This is a genomic window from Aeromonas sp. s11 (assembly GCF_040907945.1).
Classification (GTDB): domain Bacteria; phylum Pseudomonadota; class Gammaproteobacteria; order Enterobacterales; family Aeromonadaceae; genus Aeromonas; species Aeromonas veronii.
On sequence record NZ_JBFOCU010000041.1, the window covers coordinates 39,955 to 65,497 of the forward strand.

Here is a 25,543-nt window from a genome sequence, read left to right on the forward strand (position 1 = left end):
GGAGCCAAATCGCATATTGAGTTACGTAAAGGTAGGATTCAACTTGGCCTCGAAGTTTCAAAACCGTCTGGTGGGCACCGTCATCCTGGTGGCCCTGGTTGTTATTTTCCTGCCGGACTTGCTGGATGGTCACAAGCTGGCACAAAAGGAGGAGGCCTTTGCCAAGATCCCGCTGCGCCCCGAGCTGGAGCCTGCCAAGCCTGCGCTGCAGGTCTCGGCTGCCAGCAGCCTGCCAGCCGATCATCTGGCCAGCCAGCAACAGGCCTCTGCGGCCCAGCAGTGGCAAGTGGAAGAGGTGGCTGACCCCATGACCCTCGCCGGTCAGGGCAACGGTGCGCAGCCGGCGACAACCCCTGCCGCACCGGCGCCGGTCCAGCCGCAACAGAATGCTCAACCCAAGCCACAGCCCAAGCCGGAAGTGGTGGCCAAAAAGCCGGTCGAACCGCCCAAGCCAGCCCCCAAGCCGACGCCAGCCAAACCGGTTGAAGTGGCCAAGGCGCCCGCGCCGGCCAAGCCGCAGGCGGGGCAGATCAAGTCTCTCGACGATCTGATTGAAAGCAAGATGACCCAGCCGACCACACCCGCGCCTGCTGCGGCACCGGCACAGGGTAGCTGGATCCTCCAGCTTGGCGCCTTCAAGAACGTCGACAGCGTCAACGCGCTGGTGAGCAAGCTGCGGGCGGCGGGCTACTCTGCCCACACCTCGCCGCGCACACCGGTGCAGGGTCAGCTCAACCGGGTCTTTATCGGACCGGATGTCTCCAAGGCCAAACTGCAGGGGATGCAGGGGCGGATCTCCCAGATGACCGGCCTCAGTGGCTCGGTGGTCTCTTACAATCCGTGACGGCTTGCCGTTGGCAATGGCCCTCTGAAACAAACACCGCGCCCCGTGCGCGGTGTTTTTTTATCTGGCCGTCGTGATTTTTAAGGACGGCGTCGTACAGGTCACCCCCCGGTTGGGATTTTCGGGCAGTTGGGGTAGTCTGAGCCCTTCTGCTACTCACAGGAGTTCAAGATGATCCTCTCGACGACCCCCACGCTGGAAGGCAAAACCATTCGTGAATACCGCGGCATCGTGGTTGGCGAAGCCATTCTCGGCGCCAACATTTTCAAGGATCTCTTTGCCGGGATCCGCGACATCATCGGCGGCCGCTCCGGCGCCTATGAAAAAGAGCTGGCCCGTGCCCGCGATATCGCCTTCGATGAGCTCAAAGAGCGTGCCGCCGCCCTTGGTGCCAACGCAGTGGTCGGCATCGATATCGACTACGAAGTGGTGGGGCAAAACGGCAGCATGCTGATGGTCAGCATCAGTGGCACCGCCGTGGTGGTCTGATCGGGCATCCACTTCTGCATGGGCAATGAGCCGATAACTGGATTATCGGCTTTTTTATTGCCTGTCTGATACGTGGCGGCTGGCGGGGTTGTTACTCAACCTATTGATTTTAAATATTTATATTTATTAATAACTCCACTGACCGGTTTTATTTTTTTTCACTGGGTAGCCCGAGAGGGTCAAGCTAGAGTGCCGCCATCAGGAACGACACCGCTCACGGACGAGGTTCTCTTCTCTTGAAGGCGTATCAAAATGAATCAAAAACCTGCTCTGCTGACCCTTGTCGTGTTGGCCATGACCGCCCATGCCGGCAGTGCCCTCGCGGCGCTGCCCAACTTCAGCGCCACTTGCCCCACCGATATCCGGGTCAAGTCGCAAGGGGGCAACGTCTTTATCAATGGCAAGAAGGCGACCCTGAAAACACTGGCGCCCGCCGCCTATTCGGCCACAAGCGGCAAGGTGGTCATCGGGATCACCTTCGATCTGCCCGCCAGCGAACCCACCCTGGATTACGTCATCAAGCATGATCGCCGAGCCCACGGCTTTTGCACCGTGCACGCCTGGTCGGCGGGCAAGGCCGCCGCACTGCCGATGGCCAAGGGGGACTCGCCCTATCAGGGCAAGTGGATCGCCAAAAACCGCGAGACAGGTGCCACGGTGGCCAATATTCAGGTGGATGGCAAGGAGCAGGTGTGGGTCAACGGAGTCAAGGTGAAGGCCAAGCGGGCCGATGGCGCGCTGCAGTTTCGTCAGGGCACCATCCTCTACACCTTGCAGGGGGATCCGCGTATTCGCGATGAGAGCGACTGGAATGACAGCGATGTTCAGAATACCGGCCCCATCCGGCTCGAGTAACAGACACGCCGTGCCACGGCTTGGTCATTGATGCAAAAAACAGAGAGCGGCATGGCCGCTCTCTGTTTTGTTGTCTCTATTGGGTGATAGCCGTGCGGGGTTAGATGCCGTGGATGGCGTTGGCTTCCCCATACCAGTCCAGCTTGTCGGCCAGAGTGACCACCGAGCCGATGATGATGAGACTCGGGCTCTTCACCTGACGGGCCAGTTCGGCCAACTGCCGCAGCTCGCCGCGCACCACCCGCTGACTGAGCTGGGTGCCTTGCTCCACCAGCGCCACCGGGGTGTGGCCGGGCATGCCGTGGGTTTGCAGCGCATCCTGAATGCGGGCGGCGTGGGCCAGCCCCATGTAGAACACCAGAGTCTGGCGGGGGGCCGCCAGCGCCGACCACTCCTGGGCGATATTGCCCTCCTTGTCGTGACCGGTGATGAACTGTACTCGCTGGGCATGATCGCGGTGGGTGAGGGGAATGCCGCTGTAGGCGGCGCAGCCCGACGCAGCCGTGATGCCCGGTACCACCGAGAAGGGGATGCCTGCCTCGGCCAGGGTCTCCAGCTCCTCGCCGCCCCGGCCAAAGATAAAGGGATCGCCCCCCTTGAGCCGCACCACCTGTTTGCCCAGCTGTGCTTGCTCCAGCAACAGCTGGTTGATCGCCTGCTGGGGCACACAGTGGCGGCCCGCCTCCTTGCCAACAAAGATCCGCTCGGCATCCCGGCGAACAAGCGCCAACACCTCCTGCGAGACCAGCCGGTCATAGACCACCACATCCGCCTGTTGCAGCTGTTGCAAGCCGTTCAGGGTAAGCAGTCCCGCATCGCCGGGGCCTGCGCCCACCAGGGTTACGCTTCCCTTGCTCTGCTGTTGCTCATCGAGCAGCTCGGCGACGCTCTGTTCGGCAGCTTGCTGCTGGCCGCGGGCCAGTTGGCGGGCGAGGCGATCGTGGCTAAAGAGCCGCTCCCAGAAGCGACGGCGGGCCAGCTTGTCCGGAATGAGTTTGACCCGCTCGCGCAACTTGCCCGCCAGCGCCGCGAGCTGGCCGAGGTGTTGCGGTAGCATGGCTTCGAGTTTTTCCCGCAGCTGGCGGCTTAGAACCGGCGCCGCGCCTGCGCTGGAGATGGCCACCATCAGCGGCGAGCGGTCGATGATGGCTGGCATGATGGCGCTGCAGTGGGCCGGAGAGTCCACCACATTGCAGAAGATCTGGCGCAGATTCGCTTCGTTGAAGACCTGCTGGTTGACCTCGGGCTGGTTGGTGGCGGCGATCACCAACCACTTGCCATCGAGCAGTTCGGGATGAAAATCGGCGGCGCAGACGGTCAGGCGACCCTGCTCGGCCCAGCTCATCAGCTGGGGTTCCAGATGCGGGGCATTGATGGTGATCTTCGCCTTGGCATCGAGCAGCAGGCGCGCCTTGCGCACCGCCACCTCACCGCCGCCGACGATCAGGACCGGCTTGTTTTGCAGCTGACAGAAGAGAGGGAGAAAGTCCATAACAGGCTCCGGATGCTGGCCCGCTCGCAATGCCGCGCCGGGCGAGATAGCAGGGTGCGCCGTGACGCACCCCGGATGGTCGGGGGAAAGATCCCCCGACGGGAATAAAAAAGGGGAAGGGTGATCTACGCCCGGGCCAACGACAGATCCCCACCGGTGTCAGCCACTTGATCACGCTTCCCCAAACGAGGTTTTTCCTATTGCACCGCTTTGACGTGCATGTTGGCGACGTACTGATCTTCGGCCCAGAAGATGCGGTCAGCGACCATGGCTTCCGGGTTGAGGGTGACGCCGCGCAGAACCCGCTCCTTGAACTTGTGATAACCGGCCCGGTCGATAAGGTGACCCATGTGCAGGTAGATGGGTTTGCCATCCAGCATCTCGGCCTCGAACTCGAAAAGGTTCTTGATCACCGCATGCAGCACCTCTTCGGTGACCCAGTTGAGGAACAGCTTGCCGGTACGGGGGGTCTTCTTGCTGGTGCGTCCCCCCAGCTTGACCATGTAGAGCTGCTTGGGATCCCGCTGCCAGGCCAGGGTCGGGCAGGCCAGCACACACTCGCCACAGCCGATACACTTGCTCTCCTCTTTGACCGCCTTGCCATGCTTGATGGCGAGGCAATCCACCGCGTGGTGGCTGCATGCCTTGACGCAGGCGCCACAGCCGATGCAGCGCTCGGCATTGAAGTGGATCTTGGCGATGCCGAGGATGCCGAAGTCGGCCATGTTGGCCTTGGCGCAGTCGTTGGGGCAGCCGGCGATCACCATCTTGAGGTGATAGGGGTTGGGGTAGAGGTGTTTCTCCATCCGCTGGGCCAGCCCTGTGCAGTCGATATTGCCCTTCTGGCAGATGGTGTTGCCCTGACAGGCGACGATGTTGCGCCCGCCGATGGTCTGGTAACCGGCTGTGGTGTCCTCTACCTCGATGCCGCAGGTCTCCACCTCGATCTCCTTGATAAAGGGTTCGAGGGCGGCGTTGACCTTGTCCATGTCCTGATACTTGATGCCGGGCATCGCCAGCTTCTGGCGGGTGGTGAGGTGGATAAGGCCGTTGCCGTACTGTTCGGCGATCTGCTGGGCCACCGCCAGCAGGTGGGCGGGCATGATCCCGCCGGGAATGCGTACGCTGATCATCGCTTCGCCGCGCACCTTGGAGAGGCGGTATTCGTTCTTGGCGCGGGCCTTGATGATGTCGATATCGAGACTCATGGTGTTCTCCCTCAGTCGATCAGATGCTGGGCCTGGTCAAAACGAAAGACCGGTCCATCCACGCAGATATAGGTGTCGCCCATCCGGCAGTGGCCACACTTGCCCACGGCGCAGGCCATGCGGCGTTCGTAGTCGACCCAGATGCGATCCTTGGGGATGCCCCGTTCGAGGAAGGCGAGCACCACGAAGCGGATCATGATGGGGGGGCCGACCACGATCACCTGGATATCCTCCTTGTCAGCGAGATCCAGCTGATCGATGTAGTCGGTGACCCGGCCGATGCGAAACTGCTCGCTCTCCTTGCCCTCGTCCAGGGTGACGATGAGGTTCTGCTGCTCGGCCCAGAGCGGCATCTCGTGGCGATAGAGCACCGCCTGCTCGTTCTTGAAGCCGAGGATCATATCGAGGGACTTCACCTCTTCCGGGTGTTTGCTGAAGCGGCGCAGCAGCCCCTTGACCGGCGCGACGCCGGTACCGCCCGCCACCACGATGAGGTGCTGGTTGCGGTAGGTCTCCAGCGGATAGCCGTTGCCGTGGACGCCGCGCATCCACACCTTGTCGCCCACATCGAGGGCAAACAGCGCATCGGTTACCTTGCCGACTTTGCGGATCAGCAGATCCACATAACCATCGCCATAGTCGGAGACCGAGATGGGCGCTTCGCCCACGGTGGGCAGGGAGATCTCCACAAACTGGCCGTAGTGGACATCAAAGTCGCGGGAGACCCGAAAGTTCCACTCCAGCTCGGTGTGACGCTCGATGGCCAGAATGGTGTAGGCCTTGGGCAGCAGGCGGTTTTCGACCACGTCCTGCTGCGGTTTTGCTGTTGCGGTTTGCTGGCACCGGCACATATCAGTTCGCCCCCTGCGCGTTGTCGGCTGCGATGGTCTGTTCGACCACATCGGTCATCTTGTTGATGATGTTGCTAAAAGAGATGTAGTGAGGGCAGCGATCGTCGCAGCGGCCGCAGCCGACGCACATGTGCTCCTCTCCCTGACGGGCCTTGTAGTCGTTGACCTTGTGCAGGGCGCGATAACGCAGGCGCTCGCCATGCTTGGCGCGAAAACCGTGGCCACCAGCCATGTCGCTGAAGCCATCCACCATGCAGCTGGCCCACTGGCGACGGCGCTCGCCCTGCTTGGGGTTCTCCGCATAGGTGAGGTCGTGCACGCTGTAGCAGCTGCAGGTCGGGCAGGAGGTGGTACAGCGGCCGCAACCGATGCAGCGGCTGTCGTACTCGGCCCAGACCGGATGGGCGGTGAGGATCTGGCGGATCCGCTGGGGGTCGTCACAGACGCTGTCCGGGGTGCGTACCTTGACCGGGTTGCTCTGGACAAATTCCGGGGTGAAGTCGTCGGATTCACCCAGTTCGGTAAAGTAACCGAGCAGCTCGGGATCCTTTACCTCAATACGGGCACCCTCATCGCTCAGACGAATGGCGGCGGCGTAGTCCTGGGTCTCGTTGCTGCCCATGGAGACGCAGAAGCAGTTCTCGAAGCTCTCGCGGCACTCCAGCAGTACCAGCTTGAGCTTGCTGCGCAGCCGGGCGTAGTAGACGTCGCTGTTCTGGCCGTTTTTCAGGTAGACCTGATCCAGCCTGCGCAGGGCGTGGATATCGCAGCTGCGCAAGAACAGCAGGGTGGGCTTGGCCTCCACCTTGGATTCGCGCAGCTCCAGATTGTCGAAGTGGAACAGGGTCTGGGTGATGGGGAGCACCACCTCTTTCGGGGAGAAGTGGGACTTCTCCTGCCACACCAGATCGGCCGGATGACGGATGCTGTGATAGGTGACGTTGTCGGTGTCGGAGAAGCGGCCGCCCCGATATTCGGCCGCGGGCGCCATGATCCGGTAATCGGGCAGCAGCCGCTCGAACAGCTGCGCCAGCGCGGGATGGGTGAGAAGAAACGACATAAATAAACACCTTGTATGAGGGTGAGATGCCCTGGCATAGGGATGAGGCGCAAGCAGCTAAGAGTGTCTGGCATCGGTTCTGGCCGCGCTTGCCTCGCCGCGGTCTGTTTTTATGACTCATGTTGCTCAACTGACCCGATTGTTATTGTGTTGGCGGCGCGAGCGTCGCGACAGGTCGGGTCATGCCTGTAAAATCCTTATCAATTGAGCAGGGCGGCCTGATAGCCTGCGCACTTGCCCATCACGTATCCCATCTCCAGCTTGTTGATATCGCGGGTGAAACGGGAAACGGGGAAGTAGTCGGCCGGGGCGATCACCTCGATCTGGCAGTCCTCCGGCGGATTGGCGATAAAATCGAGCGCCTCGTTGTAGCTGCGATCCCGCTGCTCCAGCGCCTGTGCCAGCGCGGGGCGGGTCTTGAGCAGGGTACGGATCATCCAGGGGAAGGGCATCGGCTTGAGCCGGTAGCCAAGGGGCTCGGAGAGGATCACCGTCAGGTGACGGGCACCGCGGCGGTAGGCCTCGATCACCGGGATGGAGTCGGCCACCCCGCCATCTGTCATCGGTACCCCGTGCACTTCCGGGTATTCGTGGGAGGCGAGGGGAATGGCGCAGCTGGCGGGCAGCACCTCGTTCATGTTTTCCGGCTTGACCCGGATGTACTCCGCCTTGCCGGTCAGGGTATTGGTCACCACCGCATAGAAGGGGATGCCGGTCTCCCGGTAGGCGTGAATGTCGAGGGGATACTTGCGACAGCTGGTGTTCCACAGCCAGTGGATATCCACCAGATTGCCCCCCTTGGCAAAGCGCAGGGGATCCATAAACTGCTGGCTGCACGCCAGTTTGGTCAGGATCTCGTGGCTGCGGCCATGCTGGCTGGCGAGATAAGCCAGCAAGTTGGTGGCCCCCGCCGAGACACCGATGGCGAAGTCAAAGGGGCGATAGTCATGCTCGATAAACGCATCCAGCACGCCGCTGGCAAATATGCCGCGCATGGCGCCGCCTTCTACAACCAATGCGCTGGGGGATGCGTTTTTGTTCATGACAGGCACCTCATTGATAAGTCAGAGAGAAAAAGTGGGAAAGAGAACGTTCGGGCTGTCAGGCCGACCGTTCTGACAACCAACCGGGGTTGGCCATCGCAATGAGGTCATTCTAGGAAGGGGATGGTGTTTAGAATATCTGTTAATAATGAATTAAGTGTTTTGTATTTCTAAACGACAGTGATAAACCCGTTGTGATCAAAGGGATTGTGTAGGAGTCTCAACGACTCTGTGATGGCTGGATATTGGCAAGGATGAGTGTGTCATGATGTTATTGGTTCCCCCGCTGCTCCAACGTGGCGATACCATCGCTTTTTTCTCCCCCTCCAGCGCGGCGACCGCCTGGGCGCCCAACCGTTTTGCCCGCGCAAAAGCCTTTCTTGAAGGGCAGGGCTTTAGGCTCAAGGCGGGCAGCCTCACCGGCCAGCAGGATCACTGGCGCTCCGGCTCCATCGTCGCGCGGGCCGAGGAGCTCAATGCCCTTATTCGCGACCCAGAAGTACGCTGCATCATGTCGGTGATTGGTGGCAGCAACTCCAACTCCCTGCTCCCTTACCTCGATGTTGATGCGCTGAGGCGCGATCCCAAGATCATCGTTGGCTACTCCGATGTGACGGCGCTGCTGCTCGGCATCCATGCCAAAACTGGCCTGGTTACCTTTTATGGCCCGGCGCTGGTGGCCTCCTTTGGCGAGTTGCCGCCGCTGGTGGATGAGACGCTGACCAGTTTTTTACAGATTGCGTTGGCCGATGAAGCTGGCGTCCCCTGCACGCTGCCTACCCCGGCAAAGTGGAGCGATGAACGGCTCGATTGGGAGAACCAGACCAGGGCCAAGTGCTGCCAGCCCAATCGGCTGATCTCGGTCGGCTCAGGCCGGGTTGAGGGACGGCTGATTGGCGGCAACCTCAACACCATGGCGGGGATCTGGGGCTCCCCCTATATGCCCGTCATCGAGCACGGCGACATTTTGCTGCTGGAGGACAGCCTGAAATCTGCCGAGACGGTGGAGCGATCTTTTGCCCATCTCAAGCTGTGCGGGGTGTTTGATCGGATCGGCGCGCTTATCCTCGGCAAGCACGAGTTGTTCAACGATCAGGGTAGCGGCAAGCGCCCACTCGATATCCTGCTGGAGGTGGTGGGGGAGCCGAGCTTCCCCATTCTGGCGGAGTTTGACTGCGCCCATACCCACCCCATGCTGACGCTGCCGCTGGGCATCGAGGTGGATCTCGATCTCGACCGCCAGCAGCTCACGCTACTGGAGCCATGGTGGCGAGCAGAATGAGTGCGAAATGAATGTCCAACAACAAGGCCGCGGATGCGGCCTTGTCTGTTTTTGTGGGGAGGGATCAGGGCAGGGCATCGGGCCGGAAGCTGGCGCGGATCTGCGGCACCAGGCTTGATGGGTCGAAGCCTTTCTCCTCGCCTAGCACCGGATGGAGCAGGGGCTTCTCTTCGATGGGGGTGATATCCCCCGCCAGCAGCTGGCGAGTGGCCTGACCCATCTGGTAGAGCTGGCGCACTGGCGCAAACTGGGTCGCCAGATTGAGGGGATCATCGGCGCGGGTGAAGGCCATCATGGGGATCTGGTAGGTGGCATCGCGCGCCGGCTTGTCACCGTGAATCCCCTTGCCGGCGGACATCAAAAACGGCTGGTGATCGCCAAAGGCCACCACCAGATAGCGCTTGCCTGACTGGTCTAGGGTCTTGAGCAGCCGCTCCAGCGAGGCCATGGCATCCACCACCCCGGTGTAGTAGGTGTTGAGCTGCTGGGTGTCGCTCTCGCTCTGGTTCGGACAGGCGCCGCTGCGCTCCTGCCCCTGATAGCGGGGGCCATCGAAGGGGCCGTGCCCCTGCATGGTGACCGCATAGGCAAACAGCGGTTTGTCATCCTGTTCGCTGCGCTTGAGTATGTGGTCGATCAGCGCATCATCGGAGATATAGAGCCCCTTGTGCTCAAGGGTGGTAAAACGGGTGTCGAACCAGCGCTCCTCATAGCCAAGCGCCGGGATCGCCTTGGCGCGGCCCCAGAATTTTTCCACATAGGGGTGGGCGAACAGGGTCTGGTAGCCGCTCTGTCTGGCGCTCTGGGCCAGTCCCGGCACCTGCTGCGAGAGGTAGTAGTAGGGCACCACCCCCTGCTTGAGCAAGCCCACCGGCAGGCCGGTGTTCATCTCGAACTCCGCCAGCACCGTCATGCCGCCGGTGGTGGGGGAGTGGATGGTTTTTTGCCACTGCTGCACGCTGGCGGGCAGGGAGAGGGTGGGAGCCGGGGCGCAGATCCGCCCCTTCCAGTCGAGCCAGAGCGACTCATATTGCAGCACGATCACCAGATCCCAGCGCGGCGTGATGCCCTGGGGCGGATAGCTCAGCTGCGGGGCCAGCTCGTTGATCTGCAAGGGGTAGCGAAACACGCTGCCGCTTTGCAGCATCTCGTCCACCAGATTGAACAGATAGAGGCCGGGACCTGAGCGGATGATGTCCCTGTGGTAGTTGACCGCGCGATCCACGTAGCGAATGTTGGCTCCCAGCAGCTTGTTGCCGGTCTGGGTGGCAAACACGCACAGGGCAAAGAAGGCGACGGTGGCAGCGGCTGTGCGCAGCACCCAGCGTGACAGGGCAAAGCGCCAGCAGAGAAACAGTGCCAGCAAGACGGTGAAGATGGGCAGGATGGGGTGCTGGTCGAGCAGGATCCGCAGCAGCGCCAGCAGGTTGCCAAAATCGTCCCCGCCGAGCGGCACGCCGTAGATGGCGATCTTCATAAAGTTGGCCAGCAGACCTATGCCTGACAGCGCGGTAAAGACCAGCCCCATATAGAGGTTGAAGCCCGCCAGCGCGCAGAGGCTCCAGCCCAGCACCATGCTGCCCCAGGCGAGATAGTAGTGCTCCGGCCGAAAGCCTGACCAGAGCAGAAACTCCCCCAGCTTGAACACCACGAAGCCGTGCAACAGCACGAAGGTAAGGTTGCCGAGCAGCAGGCTGCCGATGATCCGCCAGCGCAGGCTGCGGCGCAGCTTTGGCAGCACCGTCTTGAGCACGGCGGCGCTCAGGGCCAGCACCAGGGTCAGGCTCACCACCAGATAGGTGAGGTTGAAGCCCTGCTCCGGCAGGGTTTGCAGGATCTGGCTGAAATCGCCGCTCTCGGGGCGATCCTTGAGCAGCAGACCGATGCGCAACTGATAGCGGCTATCAAGGGCATCGTCCGGGGCGCGCAGGGTGCTGTTGAGATCCAGAGTACAGCGGTTATTGCGGCACACCTGACGCTTATCCACCGCTTGACTGAGCTGGTCAATCCGCTCCCCCTTGTCGTTGAGCAGCTCCACTCGCACCTTGTCCCCCGCTTGCAGCGGCCCTCGCAACTGCCACTGGCTGCGCACCACCAGATAGAGGCCGCGGCTGTCGCTTTTATAGAGCAGGGCGTGGCGGGTGAGGGTGGCCAGCGGGTTGTCGGCGGGGCCCAGCACCAGCGGCTGGGCACGGCCCAGCCAGCTGCCGGGATTGATCAGCGGCAACAACAGGGTCAGCAGCAGCAATCCGCCCAGCAGGGCAAGCAGCAGAGAGGGCAGACTCAGGACGCGGGGGCGGCCTGAGGAGGGGAGATTCATATAAGCTCATCCTTTGAGCGAGTGAGGGAGAGATCGTTCATCCGCATAGAGTTTGACCCGATGGTGCGGGCCTTGTTTCAGCTTGTCAATTTAATGACCACTTAATGAATATTTGGTTACAGCTCAACCTTGCAAATTGTGATCCCGGTCGAGGGATTGTTCGGAATATGTGATGAAAGCGTCATCATGGGGTTTTGCCACTGGCTTGGGAGGGGTCTGCTGTTTAGTCTCTCGATAGCGACTGGAGGTACATGTATGAATCCCAAAGTGATGGCACGTCAGGCCAGATTGCTGCGCATGCTGGAGAGCAAGGAGGAGATCCGGATCGGACGCGAGCGCGACTGCCCGCTGCCGCTGGCCCAACTGGTCAAGCTGAAGGATAGCCATCCGGCTGTGGTCAAGGTCTATCGCCACGGTCTCACCGCCGAGGTGTTTCACCTCAAGGTGGAGGGGCATCACTGGTGCCTCAAGCGGCGCCGTCAGGATTCGCTGGTGGCCAACCTCGATGGCAAGACTGCCTTTCTGACCGAGCTGGAGCGGCGGCGTGAAATCGAGGCGCTGCGGGAGCTGCATCCTACCGTCCTCTCCCACGTGGTCTGCACCAGCTTTGGCTCGGCGCGGGCCGGGGTACTGGTCTCCCCCTGGTTGCGTGGCGTGCCGGTCCATCAGCTCAACGAACGCAATCTGGCCCAAATGCTGGAGGTGCAGGGGGAGCTGGCCCGCTGGGGCTGGTTTGACTGGGACCCGAGCCCGGGCAACCTGCTTGATGACGGCGAGCAGATCTGCGTGTTCGACTTTGGCTATATGTGGACCTTCGATCCCCGCTTTGAATACAACTCCAATGGTCTGGTCGACCCGCAGTTTCATGTGCCGGAGCGACTGGAGACCCGCACCCTCTCCGGACTCTGGCTCGATGAGGCCGATCCTCTGCCGCAATTTCGCTACTGGCGCGAGCTCTGCCTCAAGTGGGTGAAACGGGAGATCCACCACCTGATCCGCGAAGGAGCCAGCGCGCCCGTGCTGGCACGCCTGCACGCCCAGCAAGGGGAGTGGAGCGCCGCGCTGGCGAGCGACGAGGCGCTGGTCGCCAACTGGTGGCGGGACATGTATCGCAGCCACCGGCTCGATGTGGCCGATGATCTGAGCGGCCAGAGTTGCGGCCCGCTCACCCTGCGTCGCCTCGACTGGTTGATGCAGGCGGTGACGGATCACTATCCGCTGCTGGTGGACAATCTCTCGCCTCAGGAGACGGAGCTGGGCCAGACCGGGCTGCTGGCCCGCTTGCAGCAGCTACGTCGGGAGGCAGTTGCCTGCCAGTTGCCTGCCACCAGCCTTGCCTGAGCCGATACCTTTGCGGAATACAAATAAACAGGGCGCCTTGCGGGCGCCCTGTTGCATGGTCTGGTTTACCTCGCGGTGAGGGTCAGTCCAGCAGCTCCTGATGGAGGCGGTTGACGATATTGCCCGCCTCGCTCTCCTTGACCAGGAAGCAGAGGTTGTGGGCGCTGGCGCCGTAGCAGATCATCCGGATGTTGTGCTCGCGCAGGGCGTCAAAGACCTGACTGCCCACCCCGTTCACTTCGCTCATCCGGTTGCCGATGAGCGCCACCAGTGCCAGACCGGTTTCCACCTCCACCTTGCAAAGCTGGCCCAGCTCGGCCAGTACCTTGTCGCTCAGGATCGGTTCGCCGTTGCTCTGGCTGCCGGTGTGATCCAGCGTCAATGACACGCTCACTTCCGAGGTAGTGATGAGGTCGACCGAGATGCGGTGACGGGCCAGAATGCCGAACACTTCGGCCAAAAAGCCGTAGGCGTGGAACATGTTGAGGCTGTGCAGGGTCACCAGCACCTGCTGGCGGCGCAGGGCGACGGCCCGAAACAGCGGGTTTGAATCTGTGCTGGCGCGGATCCAGGTACCACCGGCGGCGGGGTCTTTGGCGGAGCCGACAAACACCGGAATATTCTGGCGCACCGCCGGTTGCAGGGTGGCGGGGTGCAGCACTTTGGCGCCGAAGGTGGCCATCTCGGCCGCCTCGACAAAGCTGATTTCGGGAATGGGGCGGGCGCGGGTGACGAGGCGCGGATCCGTGGTGTAGATGCCGGGCACATCGGTCCAGATCTCGATACTGGCGGCATCGAGCGCTTCGGCGAGCAGGGCCGCGCTGTAGTCAGAGCCGCCGCGACCGAGCGTGGTGGTGCGGCCATCGCCATCGGCGCCGATAAAGCCCTGGGTGATGATGAGGCTGTCGCCAAGCTGCGGGCCCAGCGTCTGCTGGCAAAGGGTTCGGGTGGTGGCCAGATCGACGGTGGCCTTGCCAAAGCGGCTGTCGGTGCGCATCAGCTGGCGCACATCCTGCCAGTGGGCCTTGACGCCGCGCTGGCGCAACAGCTCGGTAAAGAGGCGGGTAGACATCAGCTCGCCGCAGGCGATGAGGCGATCGGCCAGCTCCGCATCGGTATGCTGGTGGGCTTGCTGGGCCATGAGGCGAATTTCGTCCAACTGGCCATGAATGAGGGCGCTCACATCAACGGGGTTGCCGAGATCGGCCAGAATGGCCTGCTGGATCCCGGTCAGTTTGGCCAGCTGTTCGTCGCGGCCCGCTTCGTCCAGCTCCCCTTGTGCCAGAGTGACCAGCAGGTTGGTGACACCGGCGCTGGCGCTCAGCACCACCACCCGGGTGGCGGGATTGGCCAGCACGATGTCGGCGCAGTGATTCATGGCCGGGAAGTTGGCGACACTGGTTCCGCCAAACTTGGCGACATTGATCGGGCTCATTGCTTACTCCTGTCTTATTTTAAGATTCCGGTTCCATCGGGCAAAAAAGAGAGGAGGAGGCTGAAAATGGCAGGAATGAACGAAGCTATCCCGGCCAGAAGCACTCCACCTGCAGAGCCCATCCCGTACCGCCCCTGACAGGGCGCGGTGGGGGATGATCACTACCGATGACAACCCGGGGGATTCAGCCCCCGCAGCCGACGTTGAGGTTACCAGTCTCCTCACTCGTCTCGGCGCTGCTCCCCCTGACCCAAGTTCACCGGACGCTGGCGTCCTCCCTTGGGCTGCCTGGGCAGCGCTCCTCTTCTGGCTCCACCAGGGCGGTGGAGTGCATTTAGAAATACCCTGCGTTGGATTGCACTGTCAATCGAGTTTGTGAAAAAGTTCAAAGTGTCAGCGAACTCAACGCAGGATCAATGACTTAGGAAATGCTCTTTGACAAAACCTTGGAACGGCGCTGCCAGTTGTAGAGACGCTGGCGCGCCACCGGCAGATCTTCCACTTCCAGAGGATCAAAGCCCCGCTCTCGGAACCAGTGGATGGAGCGGGTGGTAAGTACGAACAGGCGGCGGATCCCGAGCCGCTTGGCCCGCTCGGCTACCTTGGCCACCAGCTGATCCCCCCGGTTGGAGTTGCGATAGTCGGGGTGGATGGCGACGCAGGCCATCTCCGCCATCGCCTCTTCCATAAAGCAGTAGAGGGCCGCGCAGCCGATGATGAGGCCATCGCGCTCGATGATGGTGAACTTGTCGATCTCCATCTCCAGTTGTTCGCGGGAGCGACGTACCAGAATCCCTTCCTCCTCCAGCGGGCGAATAAGATCCAGAATGCCACCGATGTCCTCGATGGTGGCGGCGCGGGCCTGCTCGGCGCTTTCCCGCACGATCTGGGTGCCGAGGCCGTCGCGGCTGAACAGCTCCTGCAACATGGCGCCATCATCCTGATAGCTCACCAGATGGGAGCGGGGCACGCCGCCCCGGCAGGAGGCAATGGCTGCGCGCAAGTAGCGGGCGGTGCCGGACATCTCTTCGCCCGCCTGCTCCAGCTCTACCAGCAGCTCTTCGGCCTGTTCGGGGAAGAGCTCGGAGATAGCTTCGCCGCGTCTGTCCATTACCCCCTGGGTGCTGCTAAAGCAGATAAGCTTGTCCGCCTTGAGGTCGACCGCCACCCGGCGAGCCACCTCTTCTGAGCTGAGGTTAAAGCTCTCGCCGGTGACCGAGCAGCCGATGGGGGAGATCAGCACCAGACTCTTCTGATCGAGCTGGCGGGTGATCCCCTCCACGTCGATACGGCGCACCCGGCCGCTGTGGCAAAAGTCGATGCCATCATCCACCCCCAGCGGCTGGGCGGTGACGAAGTTGCCGCTCACCACGCTGATCCGCGCCCCCTGCATTGGTGTGTTCGCGAGCCCCATGGAGAGCTGGGCGGTGATGTCGTATTGCAGGCCGCCACACACCTGCTTGATGATGGTGAAACTCTCGTCATCGGTGACCCGGATCCGCTTGTGATACTGGGCCTCGATACCGGCGCGGGCCAGCGCTTCATCGTTTTGCGGACGTGAACCAAACACCAGCACCAGGCGTATGCCCAGTGTCTGCAGCAGGGCGATATCGCTGACGATATTGGCGAAGTTGGGGTGGCAGATGGCTTCTCCCCCCATCATCAGCACAAAGGTGGCACCCCGATGCACATTGACATAGGGGGTGGATTGCCGGAAGGCATTGACCAGACTGGGTTCGCGTTCACGCACTTGATATTTCTTCCATAAAAAACAGCGACTGGCTCAATATATGAAAATTAATTCACAAATCAAGACTAAATATTGATTTTGGCCGTTTCTGGTCTACGAGGGGCGGTTTGGCCGTGCGGATTGGGAAAGGATGGTTCGAAGCGCAGATGGCCGTTGGGGCGAGCGGGGAGGGGCCCGCCGGTTGATCCGGCGCGATAAACTGCTATCTTCGATGCTCCTTTTCGTCAGCTGTGTGATTTCACAGGGTTTTATACAAGGACAGAATTCATGGAACAGATTATTTCACCGGCAGATGCCCTGCCGGGACGACGCGAAGCGATGGTGATTGGTCAGCAGCATGCGGTGAATGGCAACCCGACCCAGGGCCCCTGGCCCGAGAACATGGAGATCGCCTGGTTTGGCATGGGCTGTTTCTGGGGCGTGGAACGCCTGTTCTGGCAGCAGCCGGGCGTCTACTCCACCGCGGCCGGCTATCAGGGCGGCGTGACCCAGAATCCCACCTACAAAGAGGTGTGCAGCGGGCTGACTGGTCATGCCGAGACGGTGCAGGTGGTGTTTGATCCGGCGGTGATCAGCTACGGCGACCTGCTCAGACTGTTCTGGGAGCAGCACGATCCGGCGCAGGGGATGCGTCAGGGCGGGGACATTGGCACCCAGTATCGCTCGGTGATCTTCTATGGTGACGAGAGCCAGCAGATCATTGCCCAGCAGAGCATGGCGGCCTATCAGCAGGCGATGGCGGCGAGCGGTGACAGCCGTGCCATCACTACCCGCATTCTGCCGCTGGCCCCCTTCTACTACGCCGAGGATTACCATCAGCAATATCTGGAGAAAAATCCGGATGGTTACTGCGGATTGGGTGGCATTGGAGTCTGTTTGCCGCCCAGCCTGAACCGCTGAACAGGTTTGTAGTCGATTTCTTAATTAAAGTGAAAATAAATGGTCGGAGGAGGGAACTTATTGCGACCAGTCGGGACTAACTAGGTAGCGTCCAGGGATCGGATGCAAAGTCCAGACACATTTCTTGCCTTGATAACCGCCTGATGAATGAACGCACTGGCGGGTTGAAAATGATAGCAAGCAGGGCTGCCCACCAAGGCGGCCCTTTTCCTTATCTGCTGCTTTGAAATCTTGCGTTGGGCGGGAGGGCCGGACGGCAGATCAGCCGATGGCGCTATCGAACAGGTTCTTGATGAGATCGATAAACTCGATGAGGAAGGTTTTCTGTTCCGGGGTCGGAGCGCGCAGCCAGACGGCAGAGAGCACCTCTTCCAGGTCGGCGACCACGGCGTCGGCCTCCTGCATGATGGCGAAACGCACCTTGGGATCGAGCTGGGGGTTTTGCTCGCAAATGGCCATCAGGTTGCTGGCAACACGGCCACTGACCAGATCTTCGATGGTCTCTTCACCATCGTTCTGCTGTTGGGATTCAAACAATCCCAAACTCTCCACCAGATACTCGATCAGCGAGATATAGCCTTCACTTTCTACCACCATGGTTGCTGCCTCAATACAGTAACAATACGAAAATTAAGCGTATTTTAGTGGCTTGCCCTAGCTTGGCAAGCAGCAGTGCAGGCGATGGCGAGTAAAACTGACTCCGCCCCGCTCCACGCACTCCAGCCCGGTCAACGTAAAGCCATGTCGTAAAAATAGCTCATAACTGAAGGCGCTGGCCTCGGTGGTGATGAGCGTCATGCCGAGTCCTCTGGCCCCCGCGAGCGCCGTGGTGAGCAGCAGATTGCCCAGTCCCTGGCGCTGATGGTCGGCGCTCACATAGAGCAGGCTGAGGTGGCCATCGGGGCTCAGAGTGACAAACCCGAGGGGCACATTTGCCAGCTCCGCTACCCAGCCGTGGTGTTCACGCAGCTGGCTGACAAAGCCCGGATGTTGTGAACCGAGGGCCCACTGCTCCACCTGCTCGGCGCTGTAGTGCTCGGGGCCGCAGCGTCGCACCGCCTGCTCAAACAGGCTCACGAGGGCGGGGATATGTGCCTCGCCAAGGGGGACAATGCAAAGTGCTGGACTAAGTGCTGGGGTCATAAGGTTGGGTCGTCAGTGGGGGAGAGGGGACGCGGCGCCTGTGGCCGTTTGGCTTTGGGCAGACCCGCGACAACCCGCTCATAGGAGTGGTGCACCCAGCCCTGCCACAGATCATCTGGCAAGGTGCTGTTCAGGGTCACTGTGTTCCAGTGTTGCTTGTTCATATGCCAGCCCGGTTTGACCTCGGGGTGGATCTCGCGCAGCAGCAACGCCAGTTCTGGCTCGCATTTGAGGTTGATGGTCAGCGGCTCGGCCTGCCAATCCACCAGCGCGAACATCTTGCCCGCGATGCGGTAGACCAGGATCTCCGGGCCAAACGGGGTATCTTCGGTGGCGCCCGGCAGGGTCAGCAGAAAGTGGCGCAAACGGGTCAAATCCATGGAAAGTTCTCGCGCAAGGGGTGATCCGGGTCATGCAGGCGCATATCTATCGGCGGGCCTGTTCTGTTAATATGCGCGCTGCCGAGTATACCCCCCATCACCAAGGGAGCCTATTGGATGTTGTATCACAAGACTTTCGAGCTGGGTCCCGAGCGGGATTGGGTGGTGTTTGTCCACGGCGCCGGTGGCAGCTCCTCCATCTGGTTCAAGCAGCTGCGCGCCTATCGCGAGCACTTCAACGTGCTGCTGCTGGATTTGCGCGGCCACGGCCAGTCCCACCAGTTGCAACAGGTGGTCAAGGGCCACTACAGCTTTCGGGAAGTGACCGAAGATATCGTTCGGCTGCTCGATCATCTCGATATCCGCCGCGCCCACTTTGTCGGCATCTCCCTTGGCACCATCCTGATTCGTCATCTGGCCGAACTCTGCCCGGAGCGGGTGAAAAGCATGGTACTGGGGGGCGCCATTTTGCGGCTCGATATCCGCTCGCGGGTGCTGGTGCAACTGGGCCGACTCGGCCAGCACTTCCTGCCCTATATGTGGCTCTACCGGCTGTTTGCCTTCATCATCATGCCGCGCCAGCACCATCAGGAGTCGCGCAACCTCTTTGTGCGCGAGGCTCGCAAGCTCTGCCAGAAAGAGTTCAAGCGCTGGTTCCGCCTCGCCACCGAGGTTAACCCGCTGATGCGTTACTTCCGCGAACGCTCCCTGCCCATACCCACCCTCTATGTGATGGGGGAGGAGGATCATATGTTTCTGGCACCGGTGCGCGAACAGGTGGCCCGCGATGCCAGCTCCTCATTAGCGGTGATCGAACAGTGCGGCCATGTCTGCAATGTGGAGCAACCGGAGCAGTTTAATCGCCGTACCTTGGCATTTATTCAATCGCTGGGGGGCGGGAGAAAATAATCTTCAGCATGCAGAATGGGTTCTGTGGCGAAAAAACGAAAGTACAAGATGAATCAATATATTCATCACCTTATTGGTTGTCTAAACAGGCAAATTGCCAGAATATACAGTAATACTTCTATTCTCTGAGTATGTGGAGTGGCACAGTCTTGGTGATGAACTTCATGTATTAAAATGCGTAATTTAATTCTAGATGATTAGCTTTTTAGTTGGCATTCACATTAGTGTTAATGACAAAATGTTCTCTAAGATTAAATATGTTCGGAGGTATATCATTTTGTGGATTAGGAACTTCAGTAGGATTAAATCTAGATTCGTAAACCTCTCTAATTATTAGAGGTATGAATTCTTCAGACTGTGCTTTGGTTATCTCACCCAGATTTGCATTTATATCGACTTCTATTGCTAATCCCGCTGCCGCTTGAAATGGTGTGCGTTTTAGTGCATAAGTGAACCGCTCTCTTAATTGCTTGGGAAGTCCAGCAATGATAATAGGCAACATATCTGGATGGAAATCAAAACTTACACAATAATCACCAGCTCCAAAATTACAATTTGCTGATGCAGTCATTAGAGAGTCATCAATTTTAGCAAACATATTAAGTCTTGTTTGGAACATGTGAAAATCAGTGCTTTTATTGAGCCCCATTCTCAATAGAGCCATTCCGAAATCCGGCGCAAATTTTCGTAAAACAGGAGTGGATAAGTATTTTGGTGCTAATTGACGTTCTATTTCATCCCAATTTGATTCAAATTGTTCAAAATCAATATGAAGTAGTGGCTCTAACGTTTTGAAACTAAAAACAACAAGTTCTCTACCATTACAAAGCCCAAATTCATCACAACATATTTCTGGGTGAATAGCGTAGCTATATGCTTGTTGGACATGGTTAGGGTCCAACAAATCTTCGGTCGGACTTTTTGCATCAAGCACGAAAACTGGACGCTCATCTATATAAAATGTGTAGTCTGGAATCGTAGTTACTGCGTGATTTCGCGTTCCAACACGTATAAAAGGATTTCTTAGGGTTTTGCTTCTTGCAATTCGATGCTTGCCTGTAGGTAGATATCCTAATTTTTTAAGTATCGGTGCAATAACAAGCTCTCTGACTGAATCCTCTTTGAACTCTGGGTCATCGAAAGTTGACTTATCTATACCTTCAAACATATGTTGCCTCCATTTTTAATGTCTATAAGTCTATTTAGTAGCAAATTATTATGTGGATTTTTATTATACGTATATTTAGTGGTGGTTTATATATTTAATATATAAGAGGCATTTCAACTACCCACCTGCCAGTGGGGATTCATTTCAAAATATATAAAATATATCCTAATTAGCTGGTCACGAGTGTAATGAGTATTCATTACTTATCCCATAGCAGCAAAAATGGCTACCGCACGGGGTTGCAGCTCCCCGAGTGCTGTTTTTAACCAAATTGAACATCGGGAAATCATGGGCTTACCTCGGCTGCCTTTGGGGCTATGAGTGCCGGATGAGAAAGATATCAAACGTAGACCAATTAAAGTGAGTAAAAAGTTAGTTATCGCTCGGATTTTGAAAGGTTTTTTGACGGGGATCAGACTTGAGCCAAGTTGGCTGCGGGTTGAGTGGGTAAGGGGAGTTCAATAAATAAACAGATAAAGCATCCTTGGCGACTGGCGCCAAGTGACATAAATGGCTGGGCGATATCACTGTTATGCCCTGTTATAAGGGCGATTTATTTCGGGTCATCGAGCAGACCGGCCATGTTTGTCGAGGGTGTTCAGTAGCCGGTCATCTCCAGATAGCCGACCCCCTTGGCATCCCCCGAGACAGAGACTGCACCCTCCCAGTAGTCAAAGCGACCTGTCATGGCCTGATTGGGCTGACGGGCTTTGATGGTGAGGTTCATTCCGGCGGCGTTTAGCTGCCACTCGACGGGGTAATTCTGCCCCTTGGGGCCGCGCCAGATGTTGCCCGGGGTGAGGCGAATCGCGTCGGGGGCGAGCACCCGGCTGCTGCCGTCCCGCTCAATCAAGATACCGTAGCGGTTTTCTGGCTGGTTTTCGGGATTAGCGCGGCCCGATTTGGTGCGCAGGCGAAACAGCATCAGTTCGCGGCCATCGGCCAGTTGCAGCGAAAACCAGTCCCAGCCCGATTGCCACTCGGCCAATACTGAGCTGCTCCACTCGTGATCAAACCACCCTTGTCCAGTCACGGTGCGGGTCTCGCCATCGCGAGTCAGGGTGCCGCTCAAATGCAGGCGCGGGTAGGAGTAGTAAAAGGAGGCGTTGCCCGGGCTCTTCTCGCTGTAACCGGCCTTGCCTTGCAGCACCAGCGGCTTGGCGGCAGTGACGGTGAGGTTCAGGTCGCCAATCTTGCTCTGCACCTTGAGGGTGGCAGGGAAGAGCGCCGCCCCTTGCGAGGCAAGTCGCCACTCCCTGAGCCAATATTGGCCGCCGCTGGCCCCCGCCAGTCCCGGCCCCTGCCGACTGGCCCGCTCATCTTGCTGGTGAGAGCCACGGTCGAGATCCGTGATGGCAAACTGGGCCAGCCAGAGCTGGGGGGTGAGCCAGGGGTTGCTGGTGCGGAGTTCTTGCTCGATCCCTTGGCGAAACAGGGTCCACTGCATGCCATATTCGCGCCCCTGTTCATCCTTGAGATTGCCGGTGAGATACCACCACTCGGAGCGGTAATCGGGGTGGGCAGCGTGATCCTCCGGCAGTTTGATAGTTTGCCCCGGCAGCACCTTTTTAAAGCTGTCGTTGCCACCGCCGAGCAGGGCGCCCAGATCGCTGGCAGCGATAGCCCCGCTATAGAGCGTCCAGAGCATACCCAGCGCCAGCGGCCACCCTTTGATCTGTTTCATACCACTCTCCTTGCCGCATACCAGGATGCCAATGCGCCACGTATCAGGTGTGAGAGCCAGCATGCTGGCGTATCTCGCGGTTGTTGGCTCATACCACTCTCCTTGCCGCATACCAGGATGCCAATGCCCCACATACCGGTGCCAGCAACAGGGCGGTGACGGCATGGAGGGGGGCGGCCTCGAAGGCGAGGCGCCAGCCAAAGGCGCGGGGGTTAACCACCTCGATCAGCACCCAGGCAAGGCCATAGCCCACCGGCAGGGCCAGCAGGGCGGTGAGCAGCCCCAATCCAGCCCCTTGCCACACCAGCAGCTGGCGGCAGTGGCGGGGGCTCAAACCCAGACTCTGCAAGGTCTGCAGCTCGCCACGGCGTGCCAGCCCCAGCACCATAAAGGCCGAACCAATGCCGACAAAGGCGATGCCGAGGATCAGCAGTTTCAATAGCTCGGTCACCACAAAGGTCTGGTCAAACACCTTGAGCGCCGCGCTGTGGATGGCGGGGGCGGAGAGCAGGTTTAGCTGCTCGCCAAAGCGCTCGCGCAGGCGGTCGGCCAGCAGCTCGGGGTCGTTGCTAAAGAGGGCGAGGGATTGCACCGCTCCCGCCTCGAAGGCGTGCAGAATTTGCCCCTTGTCGCTGCCGTAGTCCTGATAGACGCCGGTGACGGTGAACTGCCTTGGCCCCTGCTCGCCGCTCACCTCAAGGGTCTGTCCCACCTTGACCCCGAGGCGCACCGTCAGCGGTTCGCTCGCCAGCACCTCGTCGGGGCGGGTCGGCCAGCGTCCGGCCAGCAGCGGATAGGCCGCTTTAAGCTGGGGGATAAAGTCCATCTGCGCCCATTCGATAGGCTGCCCCTGCCAGCGGGCGGGGTGCACCGAGCGGCGCGAAGCGGCGCTCACCAGTGGATTGGCGAGCAGGGTCTCGAGGGTGGTGTCGCTCAAGGTGCCCTTGTTGCCCGCCACCCCCTTGGGGGCGGTGACATAGAGATCGGCGGCCAGACGCTGGCCGAGCCAGATCTCCACGCTGGAGCGAAAGCTCGACACCATGACCCCGATGCCGATGGCCGCCGCGATGGCGAGCTGCAACGCCATCACCGCGATGGCGGTGCGGTCGAGATGATAGAGGGTCTCGGCCACCCCGAGCCGGGCGGTGAGGGGGCCGCCCGCGCGCCGTCGCAGCCAGCCAAGCAGGCCGCGCAGGGCATCGGGCAGCCAGAGTGCCATGGCCAGCAGCCAGCCGCCGGCGATAAACAGCGCACCGGTCAGACCCGTTTGCGGCAACCACAGGCACAGAGCGCACAGCTGCAAGATGGCGATGGCCAGCACGCGCCGTCGCCACGGGTGAGCGGGGGGACGGCTGCTTCCCGCTCGCAGTTCGAGGGGGGATTGGCGCAGCAGTTGCCACCAGCCGGGCAGGTTGGCAGCCAGCGTGCCGAGCAGCCCGATCAACAGCGCCTTGAGCAGGCTCACGGGGGAGAGGCGCAACATATCGATGGGGTTGGGCCCATAGAGATCGGCCAGCGCCTGGGTCAGTTGCCCCATCAGTGCCAGCGCCAACAGGCTGCCGAGCAGCACCCCGAGCAGGGTGCCCACCGTGGCGAGAATAAGCAGCTCCAGAATGAGCCAGCGCAGCACCCGTCTCGGCCCCATCCCCAGAATGATCAACTGGGCCAGCTGTGGGCGGCGCACGCTCTGGACAAATCGCTGGGCGTTGAACACCAGAAACAATCCCACCGCCACAGCTAGCAATGAGAGCGCCGTCAGGTTGAGGGCCAGTGCATCGCCAAGCTGGCTGGCATCGAGCGCCGGGCTGATGGGCTCAAGCCACAAGGGCTGGTTCGGGTAATCGGTTTGCAGGGTGGCCTGCAGGGTGCGAGCCTCGGCGTCGCTTAATTTGAAGACGATGCGATCGAGCCGACCCGCTTTGCCCAGCAGCGGCTGGGCGAGGCCGATGTCGGTTATCAGCAGCCGCTCCATGGGCACGGCGCCCGGTTCAAAGGTGCCCGCCAGCGTCAGGGTCAGAGGGCGGGCGCTGGCGCCATCGTTGCCACCCAATACAAAGCGGCGGCTCTGGCCCGCTTGCCAGCCAAGGCGCTCCGCTTCGGGGGCCGCCAACCAGATGCTGTCGTTGCGGTTGAGGGAAAAGGCAGGTTCGCTCGCGGGTTGGGCGCCAAACAGCTGGCGCAGGGGGCCGGGGTTGAAGAGATCCATTCCCAGCAGTTGAAAGCTGCGCCCCTCTTCATCCTTGAGCCAGCCATGGAGCTGGGGCATGGCATCGAGGGCGGGTTGGCTGGTCACCAGCTGCACGTAAAGCTGTTCATCCAGCCCGCCAGCGGGGGCCAACCGGTAGTTGGCTTCCCCCGCCAGCTGGCTGCGGGCGGCGACGAAGTTGGTGCGGGCACTGTGATTGAGCAGCTCTATGGCCACCACCAGCGATACCCCCAATACCAGCCCGGCCAGACTCATCAACAGCAACCAGGGGTGACTGCGATAGAGGCGCAGCAGCGCTTTGAGTGGCAGCATCAGCGAGCCCCCGACAGACGCAGTCGCTGTTTAGTCATGACGGGGCCCCTTGAGTTCGATAAGTTGCCCCCCTTCGAGGCGCAGCACCCTGTCTGCCAGCGCAGCATAGGCCGGGTTGTGGCTTACCAGCAGCAAGCCTGCGCCGGTATCGCGCACCGCCGCCACCATCAACGTCATCACCTGTTCGGCATTGTGTTCATCGAGGCTGCCGGTGGGTTCGTCGGCGAGTAGCCACTGGGGCTGATGGATCAGGGCGCGGGCCAGCGCCACCCGCTGTCGCTGGCCGCCGGAGAGCTGCTCCGGCCAGGCTTGGCGCTTGTGGCTCATATCGAGCCGGTGCAGCAACTGGTCAATCTTTGTCTCATCCGGTGGCAGCCCGTTGATGGCGAGCGGCAGGGCCAGATTCTCGGCCACGGTCAGGGTCGGCAGCAGGTTGAAATCCTGATAGACGATGCCGAAATGGCGGCCCCGCAGGCGCGCCCGCTCGTCGGGGGAGCGGTTGTCGATCCGGGTCTCCCCCAGCCAGATCTCCCCTTCATCCGGTGCAATCAGCCCGGCGATCAGATTGAGCAGGGTGGACTTGCCGCAGCCGCTTTGGCCCAGCAGCAGGGTGATCTCGCCAGCGGGGAGGGCGAGATCGAGATGGTGGAACAGCGGCAGTCGTTCACTGCCGTTATCGAAGCTCTTGCAGAGGTTGCGAAGGGTCAGCATGGGATAACCGTTTGATGGTCAATGGCTTTCATCATGCTTGGTACGCTAGCACGGCCAGCATCGATCAACACCCCTTACGGTTGATCAAGAGTGCCAGTTAGTGATCAAGGCGGCAAAAGAGCAGTGGATCCTCGCTGGATCCCGCTTGCCCGAGGTGGTT

At 60.2% G+C, this 25,543-nt stretch carries 22 protein-coding genes and 1 riboswitch; of the genes, 7 read left to right on the forward strand and 15 right to left on the reverse strand.

Annotated elements, in window-relative coordinates; genetic code table 11:
• The first annotated feature begins 43 nt into the window (after positions 1-43).
• The 3 genes from dedD (at position 44) to AB5Y84_RS12010 (ending at position 2,188) form a co-directional block, all read left to right on the forward strand.
• Positions 44-844 carry a cell division protein DedD gene (gene dedD, locus AB5Y84_RS12000; RefSeq protein ID WP_005352757.1) on the forward strand — a complete coding sequence of 267 codons (801 nt, stop codon included), beginning with the start codon at positions 44-46 and terminating at the stop codon, positions 842-844.
• 171 nt (positions 845-1,015) lie between these two features.
• Entirely contained in the window at positions 1,016-1,333 is a 318-nt protein-coding gene (locus AB5Y84_RS12005) for a heavy metal-binding domain-containing protein (protein ID WP_005344950.1), read from the forward strand.
• Positions 1,334-1,585: 252 nt separating this feature from the next.
• Positions 1,586-2,188, forward strand: coding sequence for a hypothetical protein (locus AB5Y84_RS12010; protein WP_257725720.1), 603 nt, complete (start codon positions 1,586-1,588; stop codon positions 2,186-2,188).
• 100 nt (positions 2,189-2,288) lie between these two features.
• On the opposite strand, the gene cysG is transcribed toward AB5Y84_RS12010, so the two are convergent.
• From cysG to AB5Y84_RS12035, 5 genes are all read right to left on the reverse strand, one after another.
• Positions 2,289-3,680, reverse strand: coding sequence for a siroheme synthase CysG (cysG, locus tag AB5Y84_RS12015; RefSeq protein WP_257725719.1), 1,392 nt, complete (start codon positions 3,678-3,680; stop codon positions 2,289-2,291).
• Positions 3,681-3,877: 197 nt separating this feature from the next.
• Positions 3,878-4,888 (reverse strand): sulfite reductase subunit C, encoded by a 1,011-nt coding sequence (asrC, locus tag AB5Y84_RS12020; RefSeq protein WP_040066440.1) that lies wholly within the window; start codon positions 4,886-4,888, stop codon positions 3,878-3,880.
• 11 nt (positions 4,889-4,899) lie between these two features.
• Positions 4,900-5,739, reverse strand: coding sequence for an anaerobic sulfite reductase subunit AsrB (gene asrB / locus AB5Y84_RS12025; RefSeq protein WP_349930032.1), 840 nt, complete (start codon positions 5,737-5,739; stop codon positions 4,900-4,902).
• 1 nt (position 5,740) lies between these two features.
• Positions 5,741-6,799, reverse strand: a complete 1,059-nt coding sequence (gene asrA / locus AB5Y84_RS12030; protein ID WP_257725717.1) for an anaerobic sulfite reductase subunit AsrA — start codon at positions 6,797-6,799, stop codon at positions 5,741-5,743.
• A 200-nt stretch (positions 6,800-6,999) separates the two neighbouring features.
• Positions 7,000-7,842, reverse strand: a complete 843-nt coding sequence (locus AB5Y84_RS12035; RefSeq protein WP_005333746.1) for a patatin family protein — start codon at positions 7,840-7,842, stop codon at positions 7,000-7,002.
• A 265-nt stretch (positions 7,843-8,107) separates the two neighbouring features.
• Here AB5Y84_RS12035 and AB5Y84_RS12040 point away from each other — a divergent pair, with 265 nt between their 5' ends.
• Positions 8,108-9,124: a S66 peptidase family protein gene (locus tag AB5Y84_RS12040; RefSeq protein ID WP_368177009.1), complete on the forward strand. Its 1,017-nt coding sequence runs from the start codon at positions 8,108-8,110 to the stop codon at positions 9,122-9,124.
• A gap of 64 nt (positions 9,125-9,188) precedes the next feature.
• Here the strand turns inward: AB5Y84_RS12040 and AB5Y84_RS12045 are convergent, their stop codons facing one another.
• Entirely contained in the window at positions 9,189-11,444 is a 2,256-nt protein-coding gene (locus AB5Y84_RS12045) for an LTA synthase family protein (protein WP_368177010.1), read from the reverse strand.
• 255 nt (positions 11,445-11,699) lie between these two features.
• Between AB5Y84_RS12045 and AB5Y84_RS12050 the strand changes: the two genes are divergently transcribed.
• The gene (locus tag AB5Y84_RS12050) at positions 11,700-12,785 is read left to right on the forward strand and encodes a hypothetical protein (RefSeq protein ID WP_368177011.1); all 1,086 of its coding nucleotides are present in this window, start codon (positions 11,700-11,702) and stop codon (positions 12,783-12,785) included.
• Between the two features lie 82 nt (positions 12,786-12,867).
• Here AB5Y84_RS12050 and lysC read toward each other — a convergent pair whose 3' ends face one another.
• Together lysC and argA are read right to left on the reverse strand one after the other, a co-directional pair.
• Positions 12,868-14,220: a lysine-sensitive aspartokinase 3 gene (gene lysC, locus AB5Y84_RS12055; RefSeq protein ID WP_368177012.1), complete on the reverse strand. Its 1,353-nt coding sequence runs from the start codon at positions 14,218-14,220 to the stop codon at positions 12,868-12,870.
• A gap of 90 nt (positions 14,221-14,310) precedes the next feature.
• Positions 14,311-14,534: riboswitch (Lysine riboswitch) on the reverse strand.
• A gap of 107 nt (positions 14,535-14,641) precedes the next feature.
• Positions 14,642-15,970, reverse strand: a complete 1,329-nt coding sequence (gene argA / locus AB5Y84_RS12060) for an amino-acid N-acetyltransferase (protein WP_368177013.1) — start codon at positions 15,968-15,970, stop codon at positions 14,642-14,644.
• A gap of 267 nt (positions 15,971-16,237) precedes the next feature.
• Here argA and msrA point away from each other — a divergent pair, with 267 nt between their 5' ends.
• Positions 16,238-16,870, forward strand: coding sequence for a peptide-methionine (S)-S-oxide reductase MsrA (gene msrA, locus AB5Y84_RS12065; RefSeq protein ID WP_005352745.1), 633 nt, complete (start codon positions 16,238-16,240; stop codon positions 16,868-16,870).
• 261 nt (positions 16,871-17,131) lie between these two features.
• Here the strand turns inward: msrA and AB5Y84_RS12070 are convergent, their stop codons facing one another.
• From AB5Y84_RS12070 to AB5Y84_RS12080, 3 genes are read right to left on the reverse strand one after another with little or no spacing between them, the layout of a single operon-like run.
• Positions 17,132-17,467, reverse strand: coding sequence for a DUF3802 family protein (locus AB5Y84_RS12070; protein ID WP_005333735.1), 336 nt, complete (start codon positions 17,465-17,467; stop codon positions 17,132-17,134).
• A gap of 57 nt (positions 17,468-17,524) precedes the next feature.
• Positions 17,525-18,013 carry a GNAT family N-acetyltransferase gene (locus AB5Y84_RS12075; RefSeq protein ID WP_216955450.1) on the reverse strand — a complete coding sequence of 163 codons (489 nt, stop codon included), beginning with the start codon at positions 18,011-18,013 and terminating at the stop codon, positions 17,525-17,527.
• On the reverse strand, positions 18,010-18,393 hold the full coding sequence (locus AB5Y84_RS12080; protein ID WP_005333730.1) for an MmcQ/YjbR family DNA-binding protein: 384 nt from the start codon (positions 18,391-18,393) through the stop codon (positions 18,010-18,012). Before AB5Y84_RS12080 ends, AB5Y84_RS12075 begins: the two co-directional genes overlap by 4 nt.
• A 117-nt stretch (positions 18,394-18,510) precedes the next feature.
• On the opposite strand from AB5Y84_RS12080, the gene AB5Y84_RS12085 reads away from it, so the two are divergent.
• Positions 18,511-19,302, forward strand: coding sequence for an alpha/beta fold hydrolase (locus AB5Y84_RS12085; protein WP_005333728.1), 792 nt, complete (start codon positions 18,511-18,513; stop codon positions 19,300-19,302).
• Between the two features lie 205 nt (positions 19,303-19,507).
• Here AB5Y84_RS12085 and AB5Y84_RS12090 read toward each other — a convergent pair whose 3' ends face one another.
• The 4 genes from AB5Y84_RS12090 to AB5Y84_RS12105 all read right to left on the reverse strand — a co-directional run bounded on the left by AB5Y84_RS12090 (position 19,508) and on the right by AB5Y84_RS12105 (position 25,383).
• A complete protein-coding gene (locus AB5Y84_RS12090; protein WP_257725022.1) occupies positions 19,508-20,470 on the reverse strand; it encodes a type I restriction enzyme HsdR N-terminal domain-containing protein in 963 nt (320 codons plus the stop codon).
• Between the two features lie 598 nt (positions 20,471-21,068).
• On the reverse strand, positions 21,069-22,118 hold the full coding sequence (locus AB5Y84_RS12095; RefSeq protein WP_257725028.1) for a lipocalin-like domain-containing protein: 1,050 nt from the start codon (positions 22,116-22,118) through the stop codon (positions 21,069-21,071).
• Positions 22,119-22,242: 124 nt separating this feature from the next.
• Positions 22,243-24,672 carry an FtsX-like permease family protein gene (locus tag AB5Y84_RS12100; RefSeq protein ID WP_368177014.1) on the reverse strand — a complete coding sequence of 810 codons (2,430 nt, stop codon included), beginning with the start codon at positions 24,670-24,672 and terminating at the stop codon, positions 22,243-22,245.
• Between the two features lie 30 nt (positions 24,673-24,702).
• Complete coding sequence (locus AB5Y84_RS12105) at positions 24,703-25,383, reverse strand: ABC transporter ATP-binding protein (RefSeq protein WP_257725020.1); 681 nt, start codon at positions 25,381-25,383, stop codon at positions 24,703-24,705.
• Between the last annotated feature and the right edge of the window lie 160 nt (positions 25,384-25,543).

Excerpts from the sequence above, each read along its gene's own strand:
- AB5Y84_RS12005 (WP_005344950.1), top strand. The coding sequence starts at position 1,016 with ATGATCCTCTCGACGACCCCCACGCTGGAAGGCAAAACCATTCGTGAA.
- AB5Y84_RS12010 (WP_257725720.1), top strand. The coding sequence starts at position 1,586 with ATGAATCAAAAACCTGCTCTGCTGACCCTTGTCGTGTTGGCCATGACC.
- cysG (WP_257725719.1), bottom strand. The coding sequence starts at position 3,680 with ATGGACTTTCTCCCTCTCTTCTGTCAGCTGCAAAACAAGCCGGTCCTG.
- asrC (WP_040066440.1), bottom strand. The coding sequence starts at position 4,888 with ATGAGTCTCGATATCGACATCATCAAGGCCCGCGCCAAGAACGAATAC.
- asrB (WP_349930032.1), bottom strand. The coding sequence starts at position 5,739 with ATGTGCCGGTGCCAGCAAACCGCAACAGCAAAACCGCAGCAGGACGTG.
- asrA (WP_257725717.1), bottom strand. The coding sequence starts at position 6,799 with ATGTCGTTTCTTCTCACCCATCCCGCGCTGGCGCAGCTGTTCGAGCGG.
- AB5Y84_RS12035 (WP_005333746.1), bottom strand. The coding sequence starts at position 7,842 with ATGAACAAAAACGCATCCCCCAGCGCATTGGTTGTAGAAGGCGGCGCC.
- AB5Y84_RS12040 (WP_368177009.1), top strand. The coding sequence starts at position 8,108 with ATGATGTTATTGGTTCCCCCGCTGCTCCAACGTGGCGATACCATCGCT.
- AB5Y84_RS12045 (WP_368177010.1), bottom strand. The coding sequence starts at position 11,444 with ATGAATCTCCCCTCCTCAGGCCGCCCCCGCGTCCTGAGTCTGCCCTCT.
- AB5Y84_RS12050 (WP_368177011.1), top strand. The coding sequence starts at position 11,700 with ATGAATCCCAAAGTGATGGCACGTCAGGCCAGATTGCTGCGCATGCTG.
- lysC (WP_368177012.1), bottom strand. The coding sequence starts at position 14,220 with ATGAGCCCGATCAATGTCGCCAAGTTTGGCGGAACCAGTGTCGCCAAC.
- msrA (WP_005352745.1), top strand. The coding sequence starts at position 16,238 with ATGGAACAGATTATTTCACCGGCAGATGCCCTGCCGGGACGACGCGAA.
- AB5Y84_RS12070 (WP_005333735.1), bottom strand. The coding sequence starts at position 17,467 with ATGGTGGTAGAAAGTGAAGGCTATATCTCGCTGATCGAGTATCTGGTG.
- AB5Y84_RS12075 (WP_216955450.1), bottom strand. The coding sequence starts at position 18,013 with ATGACCCCAGCACTTAGTCCAGCACTTTGCATTGTCCCCCTTGGCGAG.
- AB5Y84_RS12080 (WP_005333730.1), bottom strand. The coding sequence starts at position 18,393 with ATGGATTTGACCCGTTTGCGCCACTTTCTGCTGACCCTGCCGGGCGCC.
- AB5Y84_RS12085 (WP_005333728.1), top strand. The coding sequence starts at position 18,511 with ATGTTGTATCACAAGACTTTCGAGCTGGGTCCCGAGCGGGATTGGGTG.
- AB5Y84_RS12090 (WP_257725022.1), bottom strand. The coding sequence starts at position 20,470 with ATGTTTGAAGGTATAGATAAGTCAACTTTCGATGACCCAGAGTTCAAA.
- AB5Y84_RS12095 (WP_257725028.1), bottom strand. The coding sequence starts at position 22,118 with ATGCTCTGGACGCTCTATAGCGGGGCTATCGCTGCCAGCGATCTGGGC.
- AB5Y84_RS12100 (WP_368177014.1), bottom strand. The coding sequence starts at position 24,672 with ATGCTGCCACTCAAAGCGCTGCTGCGCCTCTATCGCAGTCACCCCTGG.
- AB5Y84_RS12105 (WP_257725020.1), bottom strand. The coding sequence starts at position 25,383 with ATGCTGACCCTTCGCAACCTCTGCAAGAGCTTCGATAACGGCAGTGAA.